A 24,415-nucleotide genomic window follows, 5' to 3' on the forward strand; every position below is an offset into this window, starting at 1 on the left:
CATGAAGCTCGATCATCTGGTCATCATGGTTCGCTCGCTCGAAACGAGCCTGCCCTGGTATGACGCGATGCTGGGGCTGATCGGCTTCACCAAGTCGCGCGATCACGTCTGGGGCAATGAAGACGGGGTCTATATCGACCTGAAGCAGGCCGAGCCCGAGACGCGCGATTACGCGCGCTACGGCCCGGGGCTCAACCATCTGGGCTTCACCGCGCCGACGCTCGACGTCCTGCACGCCGTGCGCGCCGGCATGGCGGCCGCGGGGTTCGAGGTGCCCGATATCCAGGCGTTCGGCGACAGCACCGCGACCTTTTTCAAGGATCCGGACGGCATGCGGATCGAGGTCAGCCACTACCCCTGACCGACGGGCGTGCGCGTCCGCGATCGGCGAGGCGGCTTGCCACTGGCCGCGCGCTGACGCACAACCCGGCGCCATGAGCCACTATCCCGCGCTGCGCCTGCGGCGGACCCGCGCCACGCCGTGGAGCCGCCGCCTTCACGCCGAAACCCACCTTGCCGCCGCCGACCTGATCTGGCCGTTGTTCGTGACGTCGGGCGAGGGGGTGGAGGAGCCGATCGCATCGCTGCCCGGTGTATCGCGCTGGTCGGTCGATCGGATCGTCGATCGGGCACGAGAAGCGCGCGACGCGGGCATCGCGTGTCTGGCGCTGTTTCCCAACACCCCGCGCGAACTGCGCACCGATGATGCGGAGGAAGCCTGCAACCCGGACAATCTGATGTGCCGGGCGATCCGCGCGATCAAGGCGGCGGTGCCCGACATCGGCGTGCTGACCGATGTCGCGCTCGACCCCTATACCAGCCACGGCCATGACGGGCTGATCGACGCGGCGGGCTATGTGCTCAACGATGAAACCGCCGACGTGCTGGTGCGCCAGTCACTGAACCAAGCGGCGGCGGGGGCGGACATCATCGCACCCAGCGACATGATGGACGGGCGCATCGGCCTGATCCGCGCGGCGCTGGAGGCGGGCGGGCACGTCAATGTCCAGATCATGTCATATGCCGCCAAATACGCCTCTGCCTTCTATGGCCCGTTCCGCGACGCGGTGGGCAGCCGCGGGCTGCTGCAGGGCGACAAGAAGACCTATCAGATGGATCCCGCCAATGCCGAGGAGGCGTTGCGCGAGGTGTCGATGGACCTGGACGAGGGCGCGGACAGCGTGATGGTCAAGCCGGGCCTGCCCTATCTGGATATCATACGCCGGGTGAAGGAACGCTTCGAAGTCCCTGTATTCGCTTATCAAGTTTCCGGCGAATATGCGATGATCGAGGCCGCGGCGGCCGCCGGGGCGGGGGACCGCGACGCGCTGGTGCTGGAGACGCTGATGGCGTTCAAGCGCGCGGGCTGCTCGGGCGTGCTGACCTATCACGCGTTGCATGCCGCGCGGTTGCTGCGCCCGTGATCCTGACCGAACGGTTGCACCTGCGCCCCTGGACCGAGGCGGACAAGCCGGTGTTCCACACACTGGTCAACACGCCGGCAATGATGGAGCATTTCGGCGGGCCGGTGCCGGCCGAGCGGCATTACGCGATCATCGATGCCCAGATGGCGCAACAGGCCAAGTACGGACATTGCATGTGGGCTGCGACCCTGCGCGAAACGGGCGAGCTGGCGGGCGTGTGCGGCCTGCGCATCGGGGGCCATCCCGGCACGCCGGTGATGGGCGACCTTGAAATCGGCTGGCGCTTCGGTGAGCGGTGGTGGGGCCACGGCCTGGCGCGCGAAGCCGCGGCGGCGAGCATCGCCTGGGGCTGGGCCAACACCCCGCATCCCCGGATTTCGGCCTGGACGGTGATCGGCAATAGCCGGTCATGGGGGCTGATGCTGCGGCTGGGCATGGTGCGCCGTCCCGACCTCGACTTCCGCCATCCCGACTATCCGCCGGACAGCCCCCAGGCGGCGATGATCGTCTATGCGATTGATCGTCCGGTGGCCGCCGGCGCGAACGGCACGTAATGACCGATTTGCCGATGACGGAGGCGGCGCCCGCGCCGAACGGGCAGGGCGCCGCTGCGGCTCAGGGTAGCGCAGCGACGCGCCGGCTGTTCCTGGTCACGATCCTGCTGGGGTCGTTCCTGCTGTTCCTCGTCCAGCCGATGATCGCGCGGATGGCGCTGCCCCGGCTGGGCGGCGCGCCGGCGGTGTGGAACTCGGCGATGCTCGTCTATCAGGCGCTGCTGCTCGGCGGTTATGCCTATTCGCACGCGCTCGGCCGGATCACGGTGGCACGCCAGGTCGTCGTGCATCTCGCGGTGCTGGCGCTCGCCGCGATCTGGCTGCCGATCGGCCTGGCGCGCATCGATCCGGCCGGGGCGGGGGAGCCCGTGCTGTGGGTGCCGCTGTTTCTCCTGGCATCGATCGGCCCGCTGTTCTTCGCGGTGTCGGCGCAGGCGCCGCTGATGCAACGCTGGTTCAGCGTCGCGAGCGGCGGCGCGGACCCCTATGCGCTCTATGCCGCGTCCAACGCGGGCAGTTTCGCGGGCTTGCTCGCCTATCCCCTGCTGGTCGAGCCGGCACTGGCGCTCAGCGCGCAAAGCCGGCTGTGGAGCGCGGGGTATCTGCTCCTGATCGTGCTGGTCCTCGCCTGCGGCTGGCGGGCGCGCGCCGCCCCGATGGCCAGTGCGCCGCCGCCGGCGCGCGACGTGGCCGAAGGGGCCGAGCACCCGCCCACACGCCGCCGCATCCTGATGTGGATCGCGCTCGCGACCGTGCCGTCGGGGTTGATGCTGGCGACCAGCACCTTCCTGACCACCGACATCGTCGCCGTCCCGCTGCTCTGGGTGCTGCCGCTCGGGCTTTACCTCCTGAGCTTTACCGCAGCCTTTGCCGACCGGCGCGGGGTGGCGGACGCGATCACCAAATTCGCGCCGGTCGTCGTGCTGATCTTCGGCGGATTGATGATCGGCGGCAGCACGTCGCAGCCCTTCCTCAATGCGCTCATGGCGCTGAGCGTGCTGTTCGCGGTGGCGGTCGCGCTGCACACCCGGCTGTACGATCTTCGTCCCGGACCGCGCGGGTTGACCGGCTTTTACCTGGCGATGTCGGTGGGTGGGGCGCTGGGCGGGGTGTTCGCCGCGCTGATCGCACCGATCATCTTCGACTGGACCTACGAATATCCGCTGCTGATCATCGCCGCCGGGGCGCTCGTGCCGCAAAGCTGGCTGATCGATCCGGTCGCCCGGCTGTGGCAGGGATCGCGCCGCGCGGTCGCGCTGCGCACCGCATTCGTCGCCCTGCTTGTCACCGGGGTCGTCGCGGGCGGGCTGTGGTGGAGCGAAGGCATGGCGGGCGGTCCGGAGGCCGGCTTGCCCTTCGTCGCGCTGACCGTCATCGGAGTGCTGACCGTCGGGACGCGCATCCCGTTCCTGATCGTGCTGACCGGGTCGTTGCTGCTGTTCGGCGGGTTCCAGTCGCTGTGGCTGAGCTGGCAGGGCGATATCCGCACGCGCAGCTATTTCGGGGTCTACACGGTCGAACAGGACGGCTTTCGACGCCAGCTGTCGCACGGGACGACGCTGCACGGCATCCAGCTGACCGGATCGGCCGATCGCGAACGATGGCCGACCAGCTATTATCTGCCGCGATCGGGCGTCGGTCGCGCGCTGCTCGCCGCGCCCGAACTTTATGGTCGGGAGGCCCGGATCGGGGTGGTTGGGCTCGGTGCCGGCACGCTCGCCTGCTTTGCCCGGCCGGGCCAGCACTGGCGCTTTTTCGAGATCGATCCGGCGGTGGTGCGGCTGGCGCGCGACGACGGCCGCTTCACCTTCCTGTCGCGCTGCCAGCCGTCGGCACAGATCACGCTCGGCGACGCGCGACTGTCGCTCGAGGCCACCCGGACGGCCAGCCTCGACCTGCTCGTCCTCGACGCCTTTTCTTCGGATGCGGTGCCGATGCACCTGATGACGCGCCAGGCCTTCGCGACCTATGCCCGCGTCCTGCCGCGGCGCGGCGCGCTGCTCGTCCACATTTCGAACCGCTATCTCGCGCTGGCGCCGGTGATCACGGCAACCGCGGCGGGTGGCGACTGGTATGCCGCGCGGCTGATCCATCGTCCCGGCGCGGAGGAGGAAGCGGGTGCCGTTTCCGACTGGATCGTGCTGACCCGCGATCCCGAGACGCTGGCGACCCTGATGGCGGAGGGGCCGTGGGAACCGCTGGCGAACCGCAAGCGGGTCCAGGCATGGACCGATGACTATGCCTCGATCCTGCCGGTGCTGCTGGCGCTGCACCCGGACATGAATCGCTAGGGCAAGCGACCGGCCTCAGGCCGTGGCGAGCATCGCTTCGATCTCGGTCACCCGCGCCCGTTCCGCCGCCGCGCGCCGCGTCGCATCCTCGTAGAGCGACTGGAGCGCGGGATAGGGCATCGCGCCCGCAGCCGCGCGGTCGATGATCGACCGTTCGATGTCGGCGACCAGGCCGCTGGTCGCCGCGCGCAGGACGTCGAGCTCGCCCAGCGCGACCTGCGCGGCCAGCCACGGTTCACTGCCGGCGTCCGCGCCCTGCGCCTCCGCGGCCAGCTGCGCCGCCCGATCTGCCTGGGCGGCAAAGACGCGCGACGCTTCGTCCAATCGTGCCGCGAGGGCCGTGACCTGCTGGTCGAGCGCGGGATCGGGCGCCGCAGGCACGGGCTCGCGCATCGGTTCCGCCGTATCGGCCGACTCGATCGCGCGCGGCAGCAGCGACGGATAGCCGTCGCCCGCGCGCTTGGCACAGCCCGCCGTCAGGGCGACAAGGGCGACCAGGATGAGATGTGCGCGCATGGCCACGCGCTTAGGCGGCGGAAATTATCCGTGCAACAGGGTTGCGCTCCCGTCGACAGCCTTCTATGTGCCCACTTCCCGCGCGCCCGTAGCTCAGCTGGATAGAGCATCAGACTACGAATCTGAGGGTCGGACGTTCGAATCGTTCCGGGCGCGCCAATTTCTTCCCGCCATTTCGACGGATTTCGTCGGGCCGACATTCGGGCGTGTCGGCTGACCCGAGGCGTGACCGCGGGGTATCCGCCGGACGCACCGTTTTCAGCACATCAGGACTGCGGCAGGCCCCAGCTCCGGACAAAGCTGTCGACGTGATCGCTCGCGAACGCGTCGAGGTCGAGCGGTCGCACCGCAGCGCCGCCAAGCGGGCGTTGATGGAGCACCGCGATCAGCACCGGCGCGATCAGCTGGATCGCGGCGAGGCGCGTGTCGCCACCGCGCATCTCGCCCCGCGTGACATGCGCGTCCAGCCGCGCCTCGGCCGCCTCGATCATCGGTTCGAGCAGGTTGGCGACGAATGCGGGCCCGACGGTCGGATGGCCCAGGCCCTCGGCGAGCCCGCTGGCGATCATCCGGTCCAGCCCGGCATGGATCAGACCACCGGCCAGATGCCCGACCGCGTCGCGCATCGATGTCGCAAAGTCGCCGGTCGGGCGCGCCATCACCGCGAGCGGCTCGGCCCCCTGGCTCTTCTCGTCCTCCATCAGCGCGCGGATCACGTCGTCGCGCCGTCCGAAATGGTGCGTCAGGCTCGACAGACTGACGCCGGCGGCGGCGGCCATGTCGCGCCACGATGCCGGCCCCGCGCCGCGATCTTGAAGGCGGGCGCGGATGCGGTCGAGCAGCTCCGCCCGCCGCTTTGCCGTCGCGCGGTTCGGCGTGCCGACCATCCTAGGCATGTATCACTTGAACCAAACTAACGCTCATGCATTATGACGCTTGATCCAGTCTAGCGACGCTGCGGCCAATGCCAAGTGTCATCGAAAGCGAGGGCGTGACGACATGATCGGGTTTCATTGCGCGCGATGGTCGCCGGGGGTGGGGGAGGCGCGTGGCCGATGAACGGCGAGACGCTGCTGCGGCTGGCCTATACGGCCAATATCCTCATCCTGCTGCCCGTCGTGATCGCGCTGCACATGCGCGGCACTGCGGCGGTGTTCGGTCCCGGGGTCCCGGATTCGGCGGCGCTGCGGCTGCTCGTCGCCGCGTTATGGGGCGCCATCCTCCTGTGTTCGGTGGTCGGCCTCGCCTGGCCGCGTGCAATGGCGGGCGTCCTGGTGCTCCAGGTCATCTACAAGACCGCGTGGCTGCTGACCTTCGTGTTGCCGGCGTGGCGCGCGGGCGCGCCCGTGCCGTGGGGTCCGGCGCTGACCTTCCTTCCCATCGTCCTTTTCTGGCCCGTCATCCTGTTGAGGAGCCTGCCATGACCGAACCGTTCGATCTCGTCCGCGTCGCGCTGGTGATCGTCGCCGCGCTCGCCCAGGCCGTCATGGCCAGCTGGCCGCAGTTGCGCGGCTGGGAAAAGACGGTGCCCGAACGGTCGGAGCGCCAGCATCTGCCGATCGTGCCATGGGCACCGTTCTTCACCATCTGGGCGGTGATCTTTGCCGCGAGCTTCGGTTTCGCGGTGTGGCACACGCTCAACCCGTCCGACCCGCTGATGCGCGCGCTCGGCTGGCTGGCGGTGGCCGCGTGGACGCTGAACACCGCGTGGGAGTGGCATGTGGCCAGGCGCGACATCGATTGGACCAGCGTCGGGCTGATCGCGGCCGCACTCGTGACGCTGCTCGCGGCGGTGTGGACGATCGCGGTGGCCGGGCCGCTTTCGGGCTGGGCGTTCTGGCTCGGCGCAGCACCACTTCTGCTTCTCGCCGGGTGGATCTCGGCCGCGACCTGGGTGAACCTGGGTTCGACGCTGAAGTGGAGCGGGGTTGCGGTCCGAACCGACTGGCAGCTGGCGCTGCTCGGGGCGGCGGGCGCGCTGGGGACCATCGTGGCATGGTCGTCGGGGGCGCTCATCTATGCAGGTGCCATTGCCTGGGCACTGGCCGGCATCGTCGTCCAGAACCTGGTTCGCGATCGCAACGTCGCCATCGGGGCGAGCGCCGCGACGCTGATCCCGGTCGTGCTCGGCGCCGCGCTCGCCGGCGGCTGAACGCGAGAATCCGAGCGTCTCGATCAGGCGGCGGCTTCGGCCTCGTCCGAAGCGCCACAGGTGCGCAGGATCGTACCCGCCATTTCCGGGTCGCTCGCCCTCGCCAGCATCACCGCGCCGACCAGCATGGCGAATTCGCGCATGGCCTCGCGGCGCGGGTCGGCGCTCGATCCGGTGAATGTCGCGGCGAAGGCGTCGATCATCCGGAGCAGCCCCCCGCCGAACGCACGCTTCACTGCGCCGTCCGCGCGTGCGATGTCGCCGCTTAGCGCGCCGGCGGGGCACCCGGTTTCGGGTGCCGCAAGATGGCCCGCCGACAGATAGAAGGTCTGGAACGCCCGACGGACATCGTCGGGCGCTTCGGCTTGCAGGCCGTCGGTCACGCGTCCGATCATTTCGGCAAAGGCGGCTTCCAGCGCGGCCGCGAGCAGCGCGTCCTTCGACTCGAAATGGCGATAGAAGCCGCCATGCGTGAGCCCCGCCTCCTTCATCACGTCGCCGACGCTCGCGCCCTCGACCCCGCGCGCCCGGAAGGCCCGACTGGCGCTGTCGACGATGCGCGCCCGGCTCCGCGCTTTTTCCTGTTGCGACACGCGCATCGCTGCTTCTCCCGACGTCTTGACAAGATAGAGGATAGTCATCATCTAAAAAGATGACAAGCATCATCTATCCTGATGACGCCTGCCCCCATTGCAGGAGACCATGATGACGCATCCCAGAATTCTCGTGACCGGCGCGACGGGCAAGACCGGCCAGGCGGTCGTGGCGGAACTGCGCCGGCACGGTGCGACGGTCAGGGCGCTCGTCCGCAGGCGCGACAAACGCAGCGAGCGGCTGGAGCGCGAGGGCGTCGAGACGGTGGTGGGCGACCTGAGTGATCCGGGCAGCGTGCGCACCGCGGTTCAGGGCGTGCGGCGTGCCTATTTCCTGCCGGCGTTCGACCCGGCGATGCTGGAAGGCGCGACGCACTTCGCGGCCGCAGCGAAAGACGCCGGTGTCGAATCGATCGTCGGCCTCAGCCAGTGGCTGGCGGGTCCGGCGCATCCTGCCTGGCTGACCCGGCAATTGTGGGCGATGGACGAATTGTTCGGCGCGATCCCCGGCATCGCCTATACAATCGTCAATCCGCCCTTCTTTGCCGACAATTATCTGCGCCTGATCGGGTTCGCCGCGCATCTGGGCATTCTGCCCTCGCTGACCGGGAACAGCCGCAACGCGCCGCCCTCGAACGAGGACATCGCCGCTGTCGCCGCAGCCGCGTTGCTGGATCCGGAGACGCATGGCGGACGCCGCTACAGCCCGACGGGGCCGGAGCTGCTGTCGACGCGCGACATGGCCGCGATCCTGACGCGGGTGCTCGCGCGCAAGGTGCGGGCGGTCGAAATGCCGATGTGGCTGTTCCTGAAGGCTGCGCGCATGCAGGGCGTGCCCGCCGACGAACTGAGCGGCTTCCGATACTGGGTGCGCGATCACGCCCAGGGCGCCTTTTCATTCCGCGCGCCGACCGACGACGTGCGGCGCGTCACGGGCCGCGCGCCCGAAAGCTTCGACACCATCGCCCGGCGCTATGCCGCGCTTCCCGAAGCCCGTCGCAGCTTTGGCGCAAGCGCACGCGCCTGGGCCGATTTCATGCGGACCCCGATGATGCCGGGCTATGACCTCGACGCCTTCGACCAGCGGCTGGGGCTCAGCCGTCCTGCCGATTCGCGCTTTGCGATGGAGGATGCCGGCTGGCGTGCGCTCAGGTCCGCGCAGGTCGACGAAGGGAGCGAGGGCGAGGTCCTTCGCGTCGGTAAAGCGGCATGACCGGGGGCGCGGCGAGCGGATATATGTCCGCGCCCTGACGGCACAGCATCGACAGCGCAGCATCCGCAAGCGTGCCGGTCGCGGGCTGCGTGCCGGCGACCCCCGGCTGGCCTGCGCCGGTCCTTTGCCGATGGCGCTTTTCCTGTGCGGGCGGATAGGCCATGTTCGCGCTCCCTCGAGCGGCGGGAGCGCGCGTTGACATATGCCGAATTGAGCACCGCGCGGCGCTGGCTGCTCTTCGCGCTCGTCATCACCGCGGGCATCCTCAATCTGGTCGACCGCCAGATCATCGCGGTGCTGAAGCCCGTGATCTCGAAGGATCTCGGCTGGACCGACAATGATTACGGCACGCTCGCCGCCTGGTTTCAGGGCGGCGCGGCGGTCGCGTTCCTTTTCACCGGCTGGATCGCGGACAAGCTGGGGGTCAAATGGGCCAATCCGCTCGGCGTCGCCGCCTGGTCGATCGCCGCGATGCTGCACGGCTGGGCACAGAGCACCGTACAGTTCGTGATGGTCCGCGTGGCGCTGGGCGCGACCGAAGCGATGGGCACGCCCGTCGGCATCAAGTCGATCGCCGCCATCCTGCCCCCGGCGCTCAGATCGAGCGGCTATGGCGCGATGAACGCGGCCAATTCGATCGGCGCGATCCTGGCACCACTGGCCATTCCGCTGGTCGCACTCAGCTTCGGATGGCGGGCGACCTTTGTCGCGGCGGGCATGGTCGGCATCCTGTGGGCCGGCATCTGGCTGGTTGCGACCCGCGGCTTGAGTCTCGGCGCGCCGGCGCGCACCGCACCGGCGGCGGCAGCGTCCGCCGCCGCGACGCCCGATCGCTACGGCCCGATCCTGACCGAGCGTCGCACCTGGGCGATCGCGGTGGCCAAGGTGCTGTCGGATGCGACATGGTGGCTGATGCTGTTCTGGCTGCCCGATTTCTTCAATCGCGAGTTCGGCCTGTCGGGCGTTGCGCTGGGCGTGCCGCTGGCCATCGCCTATTCGGGCGCAGCGGCGGGATCGCTGCTCGGCGGCGGTATCTCGACCCGCCTGCTCCAGCGTGGCTATGGCGTGAACGCGGTGCGCAAGGGGATCATGCTGTGCGCCGCGCTGCTCGTGCTGCCGGTGCCGGTCGCGCTCACCGCCCACAGCTATCCGCTGGCGATCGCGATCATCGCACTGACGCTTGCCGCGCACCAGGCGTTCTCGACCAACCTGTTCGCGCTGATCGCGGACGTCGTGCCGCAGGAGAAGGTCGGCCGCGTGACCGCGTTCGGCGCGTTCAGCGGCAATATCGGCGGGCTGGTGATTGCCAAGGTCGCCGGGCTCGTGCTCTCGGCGGGGCTCGGCTATCTGCCGCTGTTCGGCTTTGCCGCCATATCCTATCTGCTGGCAATCGGGTGGATCCAGCTGCTGGTGCCGGTGATTCGCACGGTGGACGGCCCGCCCGGCGCGCGCGAGATTGTGCCGGCGCACTAGTAGGCGCAGTTGGGGAGCGGGATAGCGTTTCTATATTCCTATCGGACGAATAGGATTTAAAAGGCCGGATGGCTTGAAAAGGGAGGGTGTCATGATGAACCGCAAGGGATTTTCGCGGACCGCCGCGTTGATGGCGAGCTGCACGATGTTCGCGTTGCCGGCATGGGCGCAGCAGGCCGATACGCCCGATCCGGCCGAGGAGAATGTCGCGGCCGACATCGTCGTCACGGCGCAGAAGCGCGAGGAACGGCTTCAGGACGTGCCGATCGCGGTCTCGGTCGTTTCGGGCGATCTGCTCGACCGCCAGGGCGCGGTCTCGCTCGAGAATGCGCAGTATCTCGTCCCCACGCTCAATTTCCGCAAATCGGGTACGACGATCAACCAGTCGCTGTTCCTGCGCGGCGTCGGCACCTCGACCTTCTCGATCGCGGGCGAGCCGTCGGTCTCGACCGTCGTCGACGGCGTCGTCTACAGCCGCGCGGGCGAAGCGTTCAGCGACCTGATCGACATCGAGCGGCTCGAGGTGCTGCGCGGGCCGCAGGGCACCCTGTTCGGCAAGAACGGGTCGGCCGGCGTGGTCAACATCGTCACGCGGCGACCAGGCAATGAGCTCGGCGGCTATGTCGAGGGCGCGTTCTACTTCGACCAGGGCAACGAATATCGCGTGCGCGGCGCGCTGGACGTGCCACTCGGCGCGAACATCTCCAGCCGCTTCACGGGCTTCTACGGCAATTACGAAGGCAATCTGTTCAATCGCGCGGTGAACACGCGCGTCAACGGATATGAGCATTACGGCGTGCGCGGCATGATTGTCGCCGAACCGACCCCGGACCTGACCTTCACGCTGATCGCCGACTGGCGCCAGGCCAAGGATGATTGCTGCGCCGAGCTGATCGGGACCGCGCCGACCGGCGCTGCGGGCGCACTGCTCAATCCCGCCAACGTGCTGCCGACACCGCGCGGCGATGAGACGCGCGAGGTCAATCAGAACCTGGTCACGGCGACCAACGAGGAAAGCTATGGCGCGTCGCTTCAGGTCGACGCGACGCTCGGCGGGCTCACCGTCACCTCGATCACCGCTTGGCGGCGGTACGACAATGAGGAGATTCGCGACGGCGACTGGCTCGACCAGGCCTATGTCGGCGTCCCGCAGCTGCACGACATCGGTCCGCAGACCGGCGAGACGTTCACCCAGGAAGTCCGGCTGGCGTCGCCGGGCGGCGAGACGATCGATTACACGCTCGGCTTCTTCTATTCGAATGCGGACACCGAGCGGACCTTTACCCGCAACGTCATCTCCTGCACGCGCACGCCCGCGCCCACCACGCTGACGCCATGCACCGCGCCGGGCACGGTCATCACCCGGCCGAACGGATCGGCAACGTTCGGATCGACCTTCAGCAACCTGGCGCTGTTCGGCCAGGCGACGCTGAACCTGACCGAGCGGCTGCGGCTGATCGGCGGGTTTCGCTACACCTATGACCAGCTCGAGGTGTTCCACCGCCGTGTGTCGCCGCTGACCGGTCCCGGCATCGCCGCCAGTTTCGGCCCGTTCAACGGCAAGACGACGAACAACGACGTGTCGGGCCGCGCCGGGGTTCAGTTCGACATCGTGCCCGAATCGGTCGCCTACGCGACCTATTCGCGCGGCTACAAGGGCCCGGCGTTCAACGTGTTCTTCAACCTCGGCGCGACCGGCACCAACGTCATCGAGCCCGAGACCGCCGACAGCTACGAAATCGGCCTGAAGAACAGCCTGTTCGGCGGTCGCCTGGTCATCAACCTCGCCGCCTATTACGCGAAATACGAGAATTTCCAGGCGAACAACCCCGATCTGGTCGAAGGGGTGGTGGTCACCCGCTTCACCAATGCCGGCACGATTTCGACACGCGGCGGCGAGCTCGACTTCCTCTGGAGCCCGGCGCGCGACGTCAGCGTCTCCGGCGGCGTCGCCTATACCGATGCGCGCGTCGACCGCTTCCGCGTTCCGACCAGCGGGAATGTCGTCAACGTCGTCCCCGACGGCACCAGCCTCGCCTATGCGCCCGACTGGAAGGCATCGGTGGCGGGCGACTGGCGCATCCGCACCGGCGGCGCGATCGATATCGGCGTCAATGGCCAGGCAGCGTGGCAGACCGAGCAGCTGTCGCAATTCGACGCCAGCGCCGCCGTGCGCGCGGTGACGACGATCGAGGAATATGCGCTGGTCGATCTCGCCGCGTCGATCATCGATGCCAAGGACCGCTTTCGCGTCACGTTCCAGGTCAAGAACCTGTTCGACCAGAGCTTCGCGAGCGCAATCACATCGGGCGGGCCGGGCGGCAGCTTCCGCTACATCATCCCGCGCGAGGCGGATCGCTATTTCGGGTTGATCGGCCGGGTCAACTTCTGACCCGTCGGGACCGGGGCCGGCGCGCGTTCGCGGATCAGCCGACGAACGCGCGCTCGACCACGAACTGGCCGGGGTTGCTGCGCGTCCCTTCGCGCAGTCCCATGCCCTCCAGCAGTCCGATCATCTCCGCATTGAAGGCGATCGACCCGCAGATCATCCAGCGCGCCTCGGCATGTTCGGCCTCGCTCAAGCCCATGTCCGCGCCAAACCGGCCGTCGCGGATGCGGTCGGTGATGCGGCCCTGGGTGTGGAACGCGCCGCGCGTGACGGTCGGGTAATAGGTGAAGCGGTCGCGCAGCATCTCGCCGAAGATCTCGTCATTCTTGATCTCCTCGCCCAGGAATTCGCTGTAGGCGAGTTCCTCCTTCTGCCGCACGGTGTGCGCGACGACGATGTGGCCGAAACGTTCATGCGTCTCGGGATCGCGCAGGATCGACATGAACGGTGCAAGGCCGGTGCCCGTGCCGATCATCATCAGGTGCTTGCCGGGTTCCAGCGCGTCGGCGACGAGCGTGCCGGTGGTCTTGCGCCCCATCAGGATATGGTCACCGACCTGAAGGTGCTGGAGGCGCGAGGTCAGTGCGCCGTCGGCGACCTTGACCGAAAAGAATTCGAGGTGATCCTCCCACGCCGGGCTGACGATCGAATAGGCGCGCAGCAGCGGCCGCCCGTCGGTGCCCGCCAGACCGATCATCACGAACTCGCCCGACGTGAAGCGAAAGCTTTGCGGCCGCTCGACCCGGAAGCTGAACAGTCCGGGCGTCCAATGGTGCACCCAGGTGACCTTCTGGAGGAACAGCCCCTTGGCTTCGGCCAGGGCTTCCATGGTGGCGAGTTCGGTCATTGTCGGGTTCCAGGTCGTGGGCAGGTATCGGTTGAATGCACAAGGCGCGGGCGGATGGGGTCGCTTAACGATCAATCGCGGCTTCCGGAATGGGAAAGTGATGTTGACCCCCGCCAGGCGCAAGGGCGGACCGGTCGATCGCGCCCGCAAAGGCGGAAGACCGGCACCGACACGGTGAGGCGCGGCACACGTTACGCCGCAAAACGCGCGCGTTTCGGGTTGACCCGGGGGGCGGACAGGATCACTGTCCGGCCCAGCAATCGATCATGAGCAGATGGGGCTCGCGCGCCATGGTCGAAATCGGGTGTCACCCACGCTGAACAGGGGGAATGATGAACGCGTGTCGAATGGCGGCGCTGTTCAGCTTGTGGCTTGCGTCCCCGGCGCTGGCCCAGACGACGGTTCCCGTTCCGCAATCGTCGGTGCCGACGCGCGACCAGCTCCAGGTGCCGGTGCCCGAACGTGCGCCGTCGCGTGCGCGGGTGGATGCGCGCGAGAGCATCGACAGCCCGGCCTGTCCGTTGCTCGATTCGCCGCTGCGCGTCGATATCAACCGCGTGCGCTTCATGCCCGTCGGTCGACCCGCGATACCGGCCGAAATCCAGCAGCTGCTCGATCAGGTCGATCTGCCCGCCACCGGCAACCAGCCGATCAGCAATGTCTGCATCATCCGCGATCGTGCCAATGCCCAGCTGCGGCGCGGCGGCTATATCGCGTCGGTCCAGATCCCGCCGCAGGAGGTGGCGACCGGCGAGCTGCAGCTGGCGGTCGTGCTCGCCCGGATCAGCGAAGTTCGGGTGCGCGGCGAACCGGGTCCGCACCGGGCGTTGCTGGAGCGCCAGATCGCCCGAATCCGCGCGCTCGATCCGCTGCGTGAAGCCGATATCGAGCGGCTGCTGCTGCTGACCGGCGACGCGCCGGGGCTCGACATCCAGCTTTCGCTGCGGCCGGCGGGCACCGGGCCGGGCGAGGTGATCGGCGATCTGCTGATCCAGAGCAGCGCCTTTGCTGTCTATGGCAACGTCCAGAATTACGGCGCGCGCCAGCTGGGGCGGGAAACCGGGTACCTGCGCGGCGAGCTTTATGGCGTGCTCACCGGCAGCGACGTGCTCTACGCGGTCGCGTCAAGCTCGCTCGATTTCGATTCGCAGCAGCTGGTCCAGCTCGGCTACACGACTGGAATCGATGGGGCAGGGACGACCGTCGGGCTGCGGGGAACCTATGCCTGGTCGCGCCCCGACCTCGATACGCTCGACCTGCGATCCGAATCGCTGATCGTCGGCGTCGACGTGACCCGGCCGCTGCTGCGTTCAGTGCGCGCGAACGCGGCGATCGGGCTGGGGGCGGAATGGCTCGACCAGCGCACGCGCGTGTTCGGCGGACCGACCGTGTCGCCACTCAATACCGACAAGCTGCGCATCATCTACGCACGCCTGGACAGCAGCTATCGCGTGCCCGACCCCCTCGGCGGCACGCTGTTCAACCTCGCGACCAGCGTCGAGGTGCGCAAGGGCGTCGCGATTCTCGGCGCGTCGCGTCCCGGGGAGATCCGGGCCGACGGCGCGAGCCTGTCGCGGTTCGAGGGCGACCCGCAGGCGACCGTGGTGCGCGGCGCGGCGAATGCGGAGATCGCGGCCGGCCCGATCTTCTCGGTGCTGGGCAGCGCGCGCGGGCAGTGGGCGAACCACCCGCTTCTCAATCTGGAAGAGTTCACGATCGGCAACCTGGCGATCGGGCGCGGTTACGATCCCGGATCAAATGCGGGCGACCGCGCCGCCGCGGTGCGCGGCGAAATCCAGGCGCGCCTGCCGCTCGACCTCCCGGTCGCGATCCGCCTGCTCGCCTTTGCCGACGCCGTGTGGCTGTGGAACCTCGACAGCGGCACGACGGAGGCGGAACGGACGCTCACCTCGTTCGGGGGCGGCGTGAACGTCCAGCTGCCCGGGCTGCTGTCGCTCGACATATTGTACGCCGTGCCGCGCGACCGGGCGCTTTCGTTCGATCCCGAACCGCCGCCGGCGCGCTTGCTCGTCTCTCTCACCGCAAGGTTCAGTCCCTATGTCCGTTGAGTTCGCGATGCGTACCGATCGCGCGGCATGGCTGCGCACGACGGCCCTGGCCGGGTGGCTGCTGTCGGCGAGCGTACCGGCATTCGCGCAGGCGCTGCCCACGCCCGGCGACGCGATCCGGAACACCGCGAGCGGCGGCGACATCGCCATCATTGCGAACCCGACGCCGACGACGCTGCAGGTCGACCTGCGCGCGCGCAACACGGTTATCGAATGGGCGGGCTTCAGCGTGCCCGAGGGAAGCACCGCCACCTTCCGCGACGGGCGCGCCGACGGCATCGCCGGCACCAATCCGATCGCGGTACTCAACCGGGTGGTGGCGACACCCGCCCCCACGCCGACACCGTCTCCCAACTTCAGCGAATCCTTTTCCACCTTTGCCGCGCCAGCCGCAGCCGCGGCCGCGCCGGGCAGCGCGCCCGCGATCAGCCAGATCCTGGGCGCGCTCAATTCGGATCCGAACGTCTCGGTCTTCCTGATCAATCCGACCGGCATCCTCTTCGGTCCGAACGCGAACGTTTCGGTTGGTGCGCTCGTGGCGAGCACCCTGGCGCTCAGCGATACGGAATTCTTCGGCACCGATGGATTCGACTTCACTGGTGGAAGCGGCTCGATTCAGGTCGATGCCGGGGCACGCATCACGGCCGCGTCGACGCTGACCACGGGGGCGGTCGCGCTGATCGCGGCGGCGATCGATACGCGCGGGACGCTGTCGGCCAGCGGCGATGTTGCGATCGTCAGCGCGAGCGACGTCAATCTGGTGTTCCAGCCCGGCAGCCCGCTGTCGCTGACGATCCAGCGCGGCACGGCGCTGAACGCGCCAATGGTCGCGCGCGGCACGATCGCGGGCCGCAACGTGCTTTTCGCCGCCGCGACGCAGGCGACGGTGACCGAATCGATCCTCGACATCCAGTCGCTGGTGACCGCGACGACCGCGACCGCCAGCGATCGCGGCGTGATCCTGGCGGCGGGGCCGACCAGCGTGCCCGGCGGCCGCGTTGCCTTTGCCGCGGGTCCGGCGACGGGCGGCGTGGTCGACGTGACCCTGGGTGGCAGCCTGAACGCGTCGGGGGCGGCGGGCGACGTCACCCTGCTGACCAATGGCGCAATCGGCGCACCCGGCAACGCGGTGGCGATCGACGCGGGTGGGAATGTGACCGTGCGGCCGTCGCGGGGTACGACGCAGTTGGGCTCGATCGCCGCGGGCGGTGACGTGTCGATCGTCGTGCCCGGCGCGCTGGAGATCGCGACAGTGGCCGGCAACGACGTTGCGATCGTCGCGGGCAGCATTGCGGGGGCGGGCGGTGGTCCGGGGACCGACATCACCGGTCGCGGCGCCGTCGATCTGGACCTCGCGGGTTCCGCGACGCTCGGGGCGGTCGACGGGACGACGAGCGTGACCATCACGGCACCGGGTGGCGACGTGCGGACGACGCGCCTGCAGTCCGCGGGAACCATCGAGGCGGTGGCGCGCACGCTCGATCTCGGTACGATCGGTGGCAGCGACGCATTGCTCACCGCGCAGGTCGGTGACCTGGTCATCGCCGGCGGGACGGTGACCGATGCCGTGTTGAGCGCCGCGAACGACCTTCGCATTACCGGCACGCTGACCTCGAACGGGACGACCACGCTGATCGCGGGCGACGCGATCGTCGGCGGGTCGGTCGTCGGCGCCGGATCGCTGAGCGCATTCGCGACCACGATCGACGCAACCGAATTGTCGGGTGCGGCGGGACTGTCGACCAATTCGGCCAGCCTGAGGCTCGACCGGGCATCGGCGACGGCGGGCAGCGGGTCGCTGGTCACGACCGACGGCGCACTGGCGATCGGATCCGGCCAGTTCGCGCGCCTGTCGCTCGACTCGGCGGCGGACCTGATCATCGGCAATACGATCATCGTCGACGCCGATGCGCGGCTAGTGGCCGCGGGCGCGATCGACGGCGGCGGCGTCCGCAGCGGGACGACGCTGGACATCGCGGCCGGCGGGCGGATCGATGCAGACGAACTTGCGGGGGCAAGTGCGGTGACGATCACCGGCGACGCCGTCGTCGCAGACGTGCTCGAGTCGACCAACGGCACTGTGCGCGCGACCGCGCTCGGTGGCGGCTTGGCGATCGGGTCGGCCGTGGCGGGGGGCAACCTGGCCCTCGAAGCGGCGGCCGGCATGATGCTGCGCGGCAATGCGACGGCGGGGGGCGACCTGACGCTGCGCGGGAGCGAGGTGACGCTGGGCAATGACGGCTTGGCGCTTCAGCAGGCCGGCGGGCAGGTCCGCGTCGACACGACCGCGGGTGCGATCCGCGGCGTCGGCAGCCTGACCCTGCGTTCGAATGCGGACGGGGTCGGTGGCGAGCCGGTTCGCCTGAACGCTGCGACGCGCATCGATTTCGCCGCCACCACCGCGATCGAGAGCGGCGGGCGCGCCGGCGACCTTCTCCTGCAGCGCGGCGACGCGGGTGCGGCGCTGGCGCTGGGTGCCGTGTCGGTGCGCCGGATCGGGGACGGCACGCTGATCAATGGCGGCGATATCGTCTTCGGTGGCCCGGTGGTCCTGACGGACGGCCTGACGCTGACCTCGACCGCCGGCGCGATCAGGCTGGGCAATGTGACGATCACCGGCCCGACCGGACTGGCGATCAATGCTGCCGACGCGATCGGGATCGGCGATGTCGCCGCGCGCGACCTGTTCCTGCGCGGGGCTTCGGTTAATGGCGGCACCCTGGATATCGCGAGCGATGCCGATATCGCGGCGTCCAACGGTGCCCTGCTGCTCGCGGGCGGGCGGGTCGGCAACCAGTTGCGCCTTGCCAAGGCGGGAACGACCGGAAGCCTGACGATTGCCGGCGCGCTGCAGGCGGCGGCGGCGCCGGGCTCGACGGCCGATGCGATCGTCACTTCGACCACCGACGCCCGGATCGACACGCTGCGAAGCGTCGGCGGGAATGTCGAGGTTACGGCAGGCGGCGCCGTCACCGGTGCTGCGGCCGGGCGCGGCGCAACGCTTCGGGCCAACGCGGCGACCGGCAGCCTTCGCGTGACGGCGGGCGGTGCGCTGACCTTGGCCGGGTTCGACGCGGGTCGCGATGTCGCGCTGACCACCACTCAGGCGCTTTCGGTTACCGGCGACGTGACCCTGGGCGGCAGCCTGACGCTGAACGGCGCGACCGTTGCGCTGGGCGGCGGCACGAAGTCGGCGGCCGGGGCGATCGACATCACCGCGTCGTCGGGCGGGATCAGCGCGGATGCGGGCGCTCGGCTGATCGCGGACAGCGACGGCGCGGGCGGGGGCGACATGACGCTGCGATCGGCGGCGGCGATCGCGCTGGGCGGCACGACCCTGCTGGGTGGACCGGCCCGCCAGTCGAACATCCGGCTCGCGCTTGGCCCGGGTGCGCCGCTGACGCTGGGCACGGTCGCGGCGCGCAGCCTGACCTCGCTCAACGCCAGTGGCGGCGCGGCCGGGCTGGACACGACCGGGACGGTGACCATCGACACGCTCAGCCTCGTCGATGGCTTTACCGTCGGCCGCACGCAGCAGCCGGCCGCGCTGACCATCGGCACGCTGACCAGCAGCGCTGGCGGCGTTTCGCTGTCGTCGCCGCAACTGCGCGTGGGCAGCGTGACGGCGGCGGGCGACGTGACGATCGAAACCGCGGGCGAACTGCGCTTCGACGCGATCCGCGCACCCGGGCGGCTGGTTTCGATCGGTTCGAGCGACATCGCGATCGGCCAGGCGATCACCGCCAGCGAGGTGCGGCTGATCAATCGCGGCACGGCGAACCGCGTCCGCATCGGCGGCGTGCCGGAGGGCAATGCCGCGGAGTTCAACGCGGCCGCCGCGCCGCTTTATGCGCTGACCAACGAGGAGATCGCACGGATCGATGCCGCGACGCTCCGCGTGGACGCGGGCGGGCGTGACCTGATCGTCGGCGACGCGACTTTTGGCGCGACGGCGGGCAGTGCAGCGGTGTCGTTGTGGAACCGCGGGCGGATCGACGTGCTCGGGCGGCTTGAGGTGACCGGCGGCGCATCGGCGCGGACGTTGCAGGTGGGTGGCGACGGCACCGATACCGGCATCGCGTCGGTGATCCGCGTCGCGCCGCGCCCCAGCGGCGGCGGACGGATCGTGGCGGAGGGCGGGCGCGTGCTGCTGGCCGGCGGCCGCATCGGCGTCGGCTATGACCGCGATTTCCAGATGCTGCTGGGCCTGGCACCGGGGAGCACCGCAACGCCGACGACGCAGCAGGTCAATGACCAGCTCGTCGCGCGATCCAACTCGTCGCTCTACATCGCGACGCTGGCCGGCGAAGCGCCCTATGTTGACACCGTGCTGGTCCGCGCCGGGACGCTGGCGGTCCGTTATGCCGACTTCGCGCTGTTCCAGAATACGGGGCTGCCGGGGCTGACATCGGGCATCGACCTGACCGGATTGAGCGGCGTCACCACGCTCCAGATCGGCGCGACCGCGGGCGTGACGCCCAACAGCTTCGCCTTTTTCGGCGCGATCAACGGCGTTTCCGGACGGGCGACCTCGCTGCTGGGGGCGGACAGCATCAGCCTCGATTCGCTGGTCGATCGCGGCGGCGCGCGCGCCAATGGCTGTCTGATCGGGTCGGCCGGGGGCGGGTGCCTGTCTGCCTCGCTGGCGCAGCCGCAGCTGCTGCGCGTCGAGAACAATACCGAGATTTTCGGGAGCAGCGCGGCGCTGACCCTGCTGTTCGACCCGCTGGTCGGATCGAACAACGAATCGCTGTTCGCCGACATCGTCGGGCTTGACATCGCGCCCGTCGGGGCAACCGCGGAGCCCGCGCCACCACCCGAATGTCCGCCCGGAAGCCAGGCCTGTCCCGCGGAGCCGCAGCCATGATCCGCCGTCTCGCGATCCTTGCCATCGCGCCGTCCGCCCTGATGATGCCCATGCCCGCATCCGCGCAGGCCGGGCTGCCCGACAGCTTTCCGGCGGGGCGCGATTCGAACGGTGAGCCGTGCACGGCGACGCGCAGCTGGAATGATCCCGCCGCGCGGACGCTGTTCGACACGACTTACGGGATCACGTGTCGCGGCGTTGCCGCGAGCCGTCGCCAGGCCAGCATCCGCGTCCATCTCGACCCGCCCGAGGCGGCGGAGCTGGCGCAGTGCGGCGCGGCAGCGCGCCGCCCGGCGTCGGGCCTGCGTCATGTCGGCGAGGTCGAGGCGCGCCGGTGTCTCGACCCCGCGACCGGCGGCGAGATGATCCGCGTATCCTTCGCGAGCCGGGGGCGCTTTTTCGTTGGTGAGGCCCTGCCCACCACGCTCGGCCCGATGGAGGCGACGCTCCGGGCGGTAATCGACCGCGCAATCCCGCAAACGCCGGCCGACGCGCCCGCCCCCGCGACGATCGCGATCGACGATCTGCCGCCGCTGCCCGCGGTCGAGCAACAACGGGCGCTGGCCGCCGCATCGCTCGATACCGGCGGCGTGCTGCAGGCCGGCATTCGCCTCAACCATCGCGGGCTGTTCATCGAGGCCTCGCGCCTGCTCAACGACGCGCTCAGCCGGCTGCCGGCGACCACGCCGCCGCTGACCCGCGCGGAAATGCTGCTCGAGGCCGGACTGGCGGATTCCAACATCAGTCAGTTCGATGCCGCGACAGACCATTTTTCGCGTGCCAGCCAGTTACTGTCGGGTGCAGAGGATTTCGATCGCCTCGCGTTCCTGAACTCGAAATACGCGACCTATCGTGGGCTCGACGACATCAACCGCCGCGCATGGTCGCAGGCGATCGAGACGCTGGCGAGCCGCGACGACAGCGACGCGCCGCTCAAGGACCCGGCGGTGCTGAGCAACCTGAACCGACCCGTCGCGGGTGCCGCGGCGTCGGTGACGTCGACCGATGCGGCGCAATTGTCGCGGCTGCTCGTCGAGGCCCAGCGCAACTGGGCGCAAAGCGTCGCCTATCTGGCGACCGGCGACACGATGCGTGCCCGCGCCGCGCTCGACGACAGCGTCCCCTATGTCACCGAACTCCAGCGCAACGTGAGCCCTGAAGGGGTGGCGGCGCTCAAGTCGCGGCTCGAACGGCAATATGGCCGGGTCGCCGCGCGCGAGAACGACCTGGCGGGCGCGATCGGCCATTTCGACTGCGCGCTCGCGATCCTGCGCGGTGGCGAGCGGCCGGCCGGCCGGACCTGTCTGCTCGACGCGGGTGACCCGGTGGCGGACGAGACGTTCGACCTCGCGGCCGGCGGATCGCTGGTCGCGGACACGTTGCTGGAGCGCGCGGCGCTGATGACCCGTCTTCCCGGCGTGAGCGATGCGGCGCTGCTCGCCGAATTCGATACCGCGGTCGATGCGCTGGCGCGCACGGGCGGGGGCGGCGTGGCGCGGCCGGGTATGGAAACCTATCTCGACCTGCTCGTGCGGCTGAACATGAAGGAACCGTCGCCGGCATTGGCGCAACGGTTTTTCGCTGCCGTCCAATCGGTCGGCGAGCCCGCGATCGCGCGCCAGGTCGCGCAGCTCCAGGCGATCGTGACCGCCGACGGACCGATCGGGGCCCGGGCGCGCGACCGTTCCGCCGCGGAACGCGACATCATTCGTCTGCGCTACGAGATTTCGGCGGTCGACCCCGCCGACACCGCACGCCGCGCCGCGCTGGAGGCCGAACGCCAGCGCGCGGAGGCCGCGTTGCTGGCCGCCAATATCGCGCTGGCGGCGGATTCGCGCTTCCAGGCGGTCGACGATCAGCCGGTCACGCTCGCCGAGCTGCGCGCGGAGCTTCGTCCGGGCGAATATTATCTGAAGGTGACCCGGCTGCGCAGCCGCGCCTACGCGCTGATCATCGGACAGGACGACGCGTTCCTGCACGCCCTGCCGGCCCCCGCGGCAACCGTCGATGCGATCGCCCAGCGCGTGCGGACGTCGATCCGCGACGGGTCGCGCACGCTTCCGTTCTTCGATGTCGGGGCCTCCTATGCACTGTTCAAGCTGATCGCAGGGCCGGCCGAAGCCGCGCTGGTGAACGCCAGCGCGATCGTCGTCGATCCGTCGGGTCCGCTCGCCAACCTGCCGGTCGGGGTGCTGGTGACGCGGCTGGACAGCGTGCAGCGTTATGCCGAACGCCGCGCGACCGACGCCAACGACTATAGCGACGTCGCGTTTCTGGGTGCGCAGGCGGAGCTGTCGAGCGCGCTGTCGCCGCGATCATTCCTGATCACGCGGCGCCTTGCACCGTCGGCCGCGCGAAACCCCTTTATCGGCTTTGGCGAGAATGCGCCCGCGTCGCTGCTGGCGGCCGTCGCGCAGACTCGCGTGCCCTTCGGCAGCGGCTGCGACATCGCCTATGGCGAGCTGGCCGAACTGATGAACGGAAACCGCCCGGTCAGCGCGGACGAGATCGGCATCGCCGCCGCCGCGCTCGGGGTGGCGGGCGCCCCGGAAATCACGCGCGCCGCCTTCACCGATCGCGCGCTCGTCGAACAGGGCGAGCGAGGCGATTTTCAGTCCTATCAGGTGCTGCATTTCGCAACGCACGGGCTTCCCGAAACCAAGGTTGGGGACTGCACCCGCGTCCCGCCGTCGCTGGTCACGACGCTGGCCCCCCCGCAGCCCGACGGCGGCTTTCCCTCCGACGGGCTGCTGAGCCTGCCCGAAGTCGCGTTGCTGCGGCTTGACGCGAACCTGGTCGTGCTGTCCGCGTGCGAAACCGCGAGCGGGGTTTCGGGGATCGGCGGGCGGCTGGCCGGGCAGGACGAATCGGGTGCGACGCTGGACGGGCTGGTGCGCGCCTTCATCACGGCCAATGCGCGCGCGGTGCTCGCAACCTATTGGCAGGTCCCGGCGTCGACGGACACCGATCGGTTCATCGCGACCTTCTATGGCACCGGCCGGACGGCGACGATCGGTGCGGCGTTGCAGGCGGCGCAGCGCCGGCTGATCGCGGATGCGGCAACGTCGCATCCCTATTTCTGGGGCGCCTATTTCCTGGTCGGCGACGGCAGCAAGACGATGCTGACCCCGGCGGCCGCTCCGGTCACGACGGCCGCGCGGCGCTGATGCCGGCGGATAGCGCGTCGCCGGGGATCGAGGCGGCGGTCACGCTGGTCGTCGCAATCGTGGCTGCAGCCGGTGTCGTGATCGGCGCGCAGGCGGCCTATGCCGGGCTTGCCGCGGGGCTGGAAGGGATCAGCCCGGCGGTTCAGGAGGGCGTGTTCACGCTGTTGCTGTTCGGCGTATTGGCGGCCATCGCCTGGGGTGCGATGGCGCTCAGGCCCGATCCTGGACGCCAATTGATCGGCACCCAGCCGGGGCGGATGGCGGCAAGCGGCGTAATCTTGGGCGTGGGTGGGGTCATGCTGGCCATCGGCCTGTCATGGCTGGCGGGCGCGGTCATGGCTGGCGGCAGCGATGCGGGTGGGGCTGCGGTGCTGGCGGGCACGGGCGTGATCCTGATCCAGGCGAGTGCGGAGGAGTTTTATTTCCGCGGCTGGCTGCAGCCTGTGCTCCAGCGCGGCTGGGGCGACGCGGCGGGGCTTGTCGCGACGAGTGTCGCCTTTGCGCTGCTCCATCTCGCCGGCGGCGGGGCGAGTGCGACGGGGATCGTCAACCTGCTGATCGGCGGATTGTGGTTCGGCGTCCTCGCGGATCGATCGGGCGGTATCGTCCTGCCCGCGCTCGCCCATTTCGGCTGGAACTGGGGCGAGGCGATCATCGCCGGGCTGAGCCCCAATCCCGGCGTCGGCAGCTTCGGCGCGCTGGTCGACCTCGACCTGATCGGGGTGGCGCGCTGGGGCGGGTCGGACGAGGGCCTGAACGCCAGTATCGGCATGACGTTCGTGCTCGTGGCGCTGCTCGTGGCGACGCTGGGCTGGCGGCGGCCCAGCCGGCGCGCCACCGATGCGGTGACGGCACCCTGA

17 protein-coding genes and 1 tRNA gene are annotated in these 24,415 nt (G+C 69.4%); 14 read left to right on the forward strand and 4 right to left on the reverse strand.

Annotated elements, in window-relative coordinates:
• Window position 1: 1 nt before the first annotated feature.
• The 4 genes from AX676_RS04970 (at window position 2) to AX676_RS04985 (ending at window position 4,269) form a co-directional block, all read left to right on the forward strand.
• Complete coding sequence (locus AX676_RS04970) at window positions 2-361, forward strand: VOC family protein (protein WP_066481758.1); 360 nt, start codon at window positions 2-4, stop codon at window positions 359-361.
• A gap of 73 nt (window positions 362-434) precedes the next feature.
• Window positions 435-1,424, forward strand: coding sequence for a porphobilinogen synthase (gene hemB / locus AX676_RS04975; protein ID WP_066481756.1), 990 nt, complete (start codon window positions 435-437; stop codon window positions 1,422-1,424).
• On the forward strand, window positions 1,421-1,978 hold the full coding sequence (locus AX676_RS04980) for a GNAT family N-acetyltransferase (RefSeq protein ID WP_066481755.1): 558 nt from the start codon (window positions 1,421-1,423) through the stop codon (window positions 1,976-1,978). The genes hemB and AX676_RS04980 overlap by 4 nt, the downstream gene beginning before the upstream one ends.
• Window positions 1,978-4,269 carry a fused MFS/spermidine synthase gene (locus AX676_RS04985; protein ID WP_231726089.1) on the forward strand — a complete coding sequence of 764 codons (2,292 nt, stop codon included), beginning with the start codon at window positions 1,978-1,980 and terminating at the stop codon, window positions 4,267-4,269. Before AX676_RS04980 ends, AX676_RS04985 begins: the two co-directional genes overlap by 1 nt.
• A 15-nt stretch (window positions 4,270-4,284) precedes the next feature.
• Here AX676_RS04985 and AX676_RS04990 read toward each other — a convergent pair whose 3' ends face one another.
• Window positions 4,285-4,785, reverse strand: a complete 501-nt coding sequence (locus AX676_RS04990) for a hypothetical protein (protein ID WP_066481754.1) — start codon at window positions 4,783-4,785, stop codon at window positions 4,285-4,287.
• 82 nt (window positions 4,786-4,867) lie between these two features.
• Here AX676_RS04990 and AX676_RS04995 point away from each other — a divergent pair.
• A tRNA-Arg gene (locus AX676_RS04995) sits at window positions 4,868-4,944 on the forward strand.
• 107 nt (window positions 4,945-5,051) lie between these two features.
• On the opposite strand, the gene AX676_RS05000 is transcribed toward AX676_RS04995, so the two are convergent.
• On the reverse strand, window positions 5,052-5,672 hold the full coding sequence (locus AX676_RS05000) for a TetR/AcrR family transcriptional regulator (RefSeq protein WP_066481753.1): 621 nt from the start codon (window positions 5,670-5,672) through the stop codon (window positions 5,052-5,054).
• Window positions 5,673-5,840: 168 nt separating this feature from the next.
• Here AX676_RS05000 and AX676_RS05005 point away from each other — a divergent pair, with 168 nt between their 5' ends.
• Window positions 5,841-6,209 carry a hypothetical protein gene (locus AX676_RS05005; RefSeq protein ID WP_066481752.1) on the forward strand — a complete coding sequence of 123 codons (369 nt, stop codon included), beginning with the start codon at window positions 5,841-5,843 and terminating at the stop codon, window positions 6,207-6,209.
• A complete protein-coding gene (locus tag AX676_RS05010) occupies window positions 6,206-6,937 on the forward strand; it encodes a hypothetical protein (protein ID WP_066481744.1) in 732 nt (243 codons plus the stop codon). The genes AX676_RS05005 and AX676_RS05010 overlap by 4 nt, the downstream gene beginning before the upstream one ends.
• A 23-nt stretch (window positions 6,938-6,960) precedes the next feature.
• Here AX676_RS05010 and AX676_RS05015 read toward each other — a convergent pair whose 3' ends face one another.
• Window positions 6,961-7,536 (reverse strand): TetR/AcrR family transcriptional regulator, encoded by a 576-nt coding sequence (locus tag AX676_RS05015; protein ID WP_197417123.1) that lies wholly within the window; start codon window positions 7,534-7,536, stop codon window positions 6,961-6,963.
• 106 nt (window positions 7,537-7,642) lie between these two features.
• Between AX676_RS05015 and AX676_RS05020 the strand changes: the two genes are divergently transcribed.
• From AX676_RS05020 to AX676_RS05030, 3 genes are all read left to right on the forward strand, one after another.
• Complete coding sequence (locus tag AX676_RS05020; RefSeq protein ID WP_082731276.1) at window positions 7,643-8,743, forward strand: NmrA family NAD(P)-binding protein; 1,101 nt, start codon at window positions 7,643-7,645, stop codon at window positions 8,741-8,743.
• Between the two features lie 195 nt (window positions 8,744-8,938).
• A complete protein-coding gene (locus tag AX676_RS05025) occupies window positions 8,939-10,216 on the forward strand; it encodes an MFS transporter (protein WP_066481740.1) in 1,278 nt (425 codons plus the stop codon).
• Window positions 10,217-10,307: 91 nt separating this feature from the next.
• On the forward strand, window positions 10,308-12,608 hold the full coding sequence (locus AX676_RS05030; RefSeq protein WP_082731273.1) for a TonB-dependent receptor: 2,301 nt from the start codon (window positions 10,308-10,310) through the stop codon (window positions 12,606-12,608).
• Window positions 12,609-12,642: 34 nt separating this feature from the next.
• Here AX676_RS05030 and AX676_RS05035 read toward each other — a convergent pair whose 3' ends face one another.
• Complete coding sequence (locus AX676_RS05035) at window positions 12,643-13,452, reverse strand: ferredoxin--NADP reductase (RefSeq protein ID WP_066481738.1); 810 nt, start codon at window positions 13,450-13,452, stop codon at window positions 12,643-12,645.
• 347 nt (window positions 13,453-13,799) lie between these two features.
• Here AX676_RS05035 and AX676_RS05040 point away from each other — a divergent pair, with 347 nt between their 5' ends.
• Genes AX676_RS05040 through AX676_RS05055 form a run of 4 tightly spaced genes read left to right on the forward strand, consistent with a single transcriptional unit; the run spans window position 13,800 to window position 24,415 of the window.
• Window positions 13,800-15,521 (forward strand): ShlB/FhaC/HecB family hemolysin secretion/activation protein, encoded by a 1,722-nt coding sequence (locus AX676_RS05040; protein WP_066481736.1) that lies wholly within the window; start codon window positions 13,800-13,802, stop codon window positions 15,519-15,521.
• Between the two features lie 7 nt (window positions 15,522-15,528).
• Window positions 15,529-20,388, forward strand: a complete 4,860-nt coding sequence (locus tag AX676_RS05045) for a beta strand repeat-containing protein (RefSeq protein ID WP_066544141.1) — start codon at window positions 15,529-15,531, stop codon at window positions 20,386-20,388.
• Window positions 20,385-23,555 carry a CHAT domain-containing protein gene (locus AX676_RS05050; RefSeq protein ID WP_066481734.1) on the forward strand — a complete coding sequence of 1,057 codons (3,171 nt, stop codon included), beginning with the start codon at window positions 20,385-20,387 and terminating at the stop codon, window positions 23,553-23,555. The genes AX676_RS05045 and AX676_RS05050 overlap by 4 nt, the downstream gene beginning before the upstream one ends.
• A complete protein-coding gene (locus AX676_RS05055; RefSeq protein WP_066481733.1) occupies window positions 23,555-24,415 on the forward strand; it encodes a CPBP family intramembrane glutamic endopeptidase in 861 nt (286 codons plus the stop codon). The genes AX676_RS05050 and AX676_RS05055 overlap by 1 nt, the downstream gene beginning before the upstream one ends.

Origin of the sequence: Sphingomonas sp. CCH21-G11 (assembly GCF_001555965.1) — a bacterium.
Classification (GTDB): Bacteria; Pseudomonadota; Alphaproteobacteria; order Sphingomonadales; family Sphingomonadaceae; genus Sphingomonas.

Excerpts from the sequence above, each read along its gene's own strand:
- AX676_RS05005 (WP_066481752.1), top strand. The coding sequence starts at position 5,841 with ATGAACGGCGAGACGCTGCTGCGGCTGGCCTATACGGCCAATATCCTC.
- AX676_RS05030 (WP_082731273.1), top strand. The coding sequence starts at position 10,308 with ATGATGAACCGCAAGGGATTTTCGCGGACCGCCGCGTTGATGGCGAGC.
- AX676_RS05040 (WP_066481736.1), top strand. The coding sequence starts at position 13,800 with ATGGCGGCGCTGTTCAGCTTGTGGCTTGCGTCCCCGGCGCTGGCCCAG.
- AX676_RS05015 (WP_197417123.1), bottom strand. The coding sequence starts at position 7,536 with ATGCGCGTGTCGCAACAGGAAAAAGCGCGGAGCCGGGCGCGCATCGTC.
- AX676_RS05050 (WP_066481734.1), top strand. The coding sequence starts at position 20,385 with ATGATCCGCCGTCTCGCGATCCTTGCCATCGCGCCGTCCGCCCTGATG.
- hemB (WP_066481756.1), top strand. The coding sequence starts at position 435 with ATGAGCCACTATCCCGCGCTGCGCCTGCGGCGGACCCGCGCCACGCCG.
- AX676_RS05045 (WP_066544141.1), top strand. The coding sequence starts at position 15,529 with ATGCGTACCGATCGCGCGGCATGGCTGCGCACGACGGCCCTGGCCGGG.
- AX676_RS05035 (WP_066481738.1), bottom strand. The coding sequence starts at position 13,452 with ATGACCGAACTCGCCACCATGGAAGCCCTGGCCGAAGCCAAGGGGCTG.
- AX676_RS04985 (WP_231726089.1), top strand. The coding sequence starts at position 1,978 with ATGACCGATTTGCCGATGACGGAGGCGGCGCCCGCGCCGAACGGGCAG.
- AX676_RS05055 (WP_066481733.1), top strand. The coding sequence starts at position 23,555 with ATGCCGGCGGATAGCGCGTCGCCGGGGATCGAGGCGGCGGTCACGCTG.
- AX676_RS04990 (WP_066481754.1), bottom strand. The coding sequence starts at position 4,785 with ATGCGCGCACATCTCATCCTGGTCGCCCTTGTCGCCCTGACGGCGGGC.
- AX676_RS04970 (WP_066481758.1), top strand. The coding sequence starts at position 2 with ATGAAGCTCGATCATCTGGTCATCATGGTTCGCTCGCTCGAAACGAGC.
- AX676_RS05020 (WP_082731276.1), top strand. The coding sequence starts at position 7,643 with ATGACGCATCCCAGAATTCTCGTGACCGGCGCGACGGGCAAGACCGGC.
- AX676_RS05010 (WP_066481744.1), top strand. The coding sequence starts at position 6,206 with ATGACCGAACCGTTCGATCTCGTCCGCGTCGCGCTGGTGATCGTCGCC.
- AX676_RS05000 (WP_066481753.1), bottom strand. The coding sequence starts at position 5,672 with ATGGTCGGCACGCCGAACCGCGCGACGGCAAAGCGGCGGGCGGAGCTG.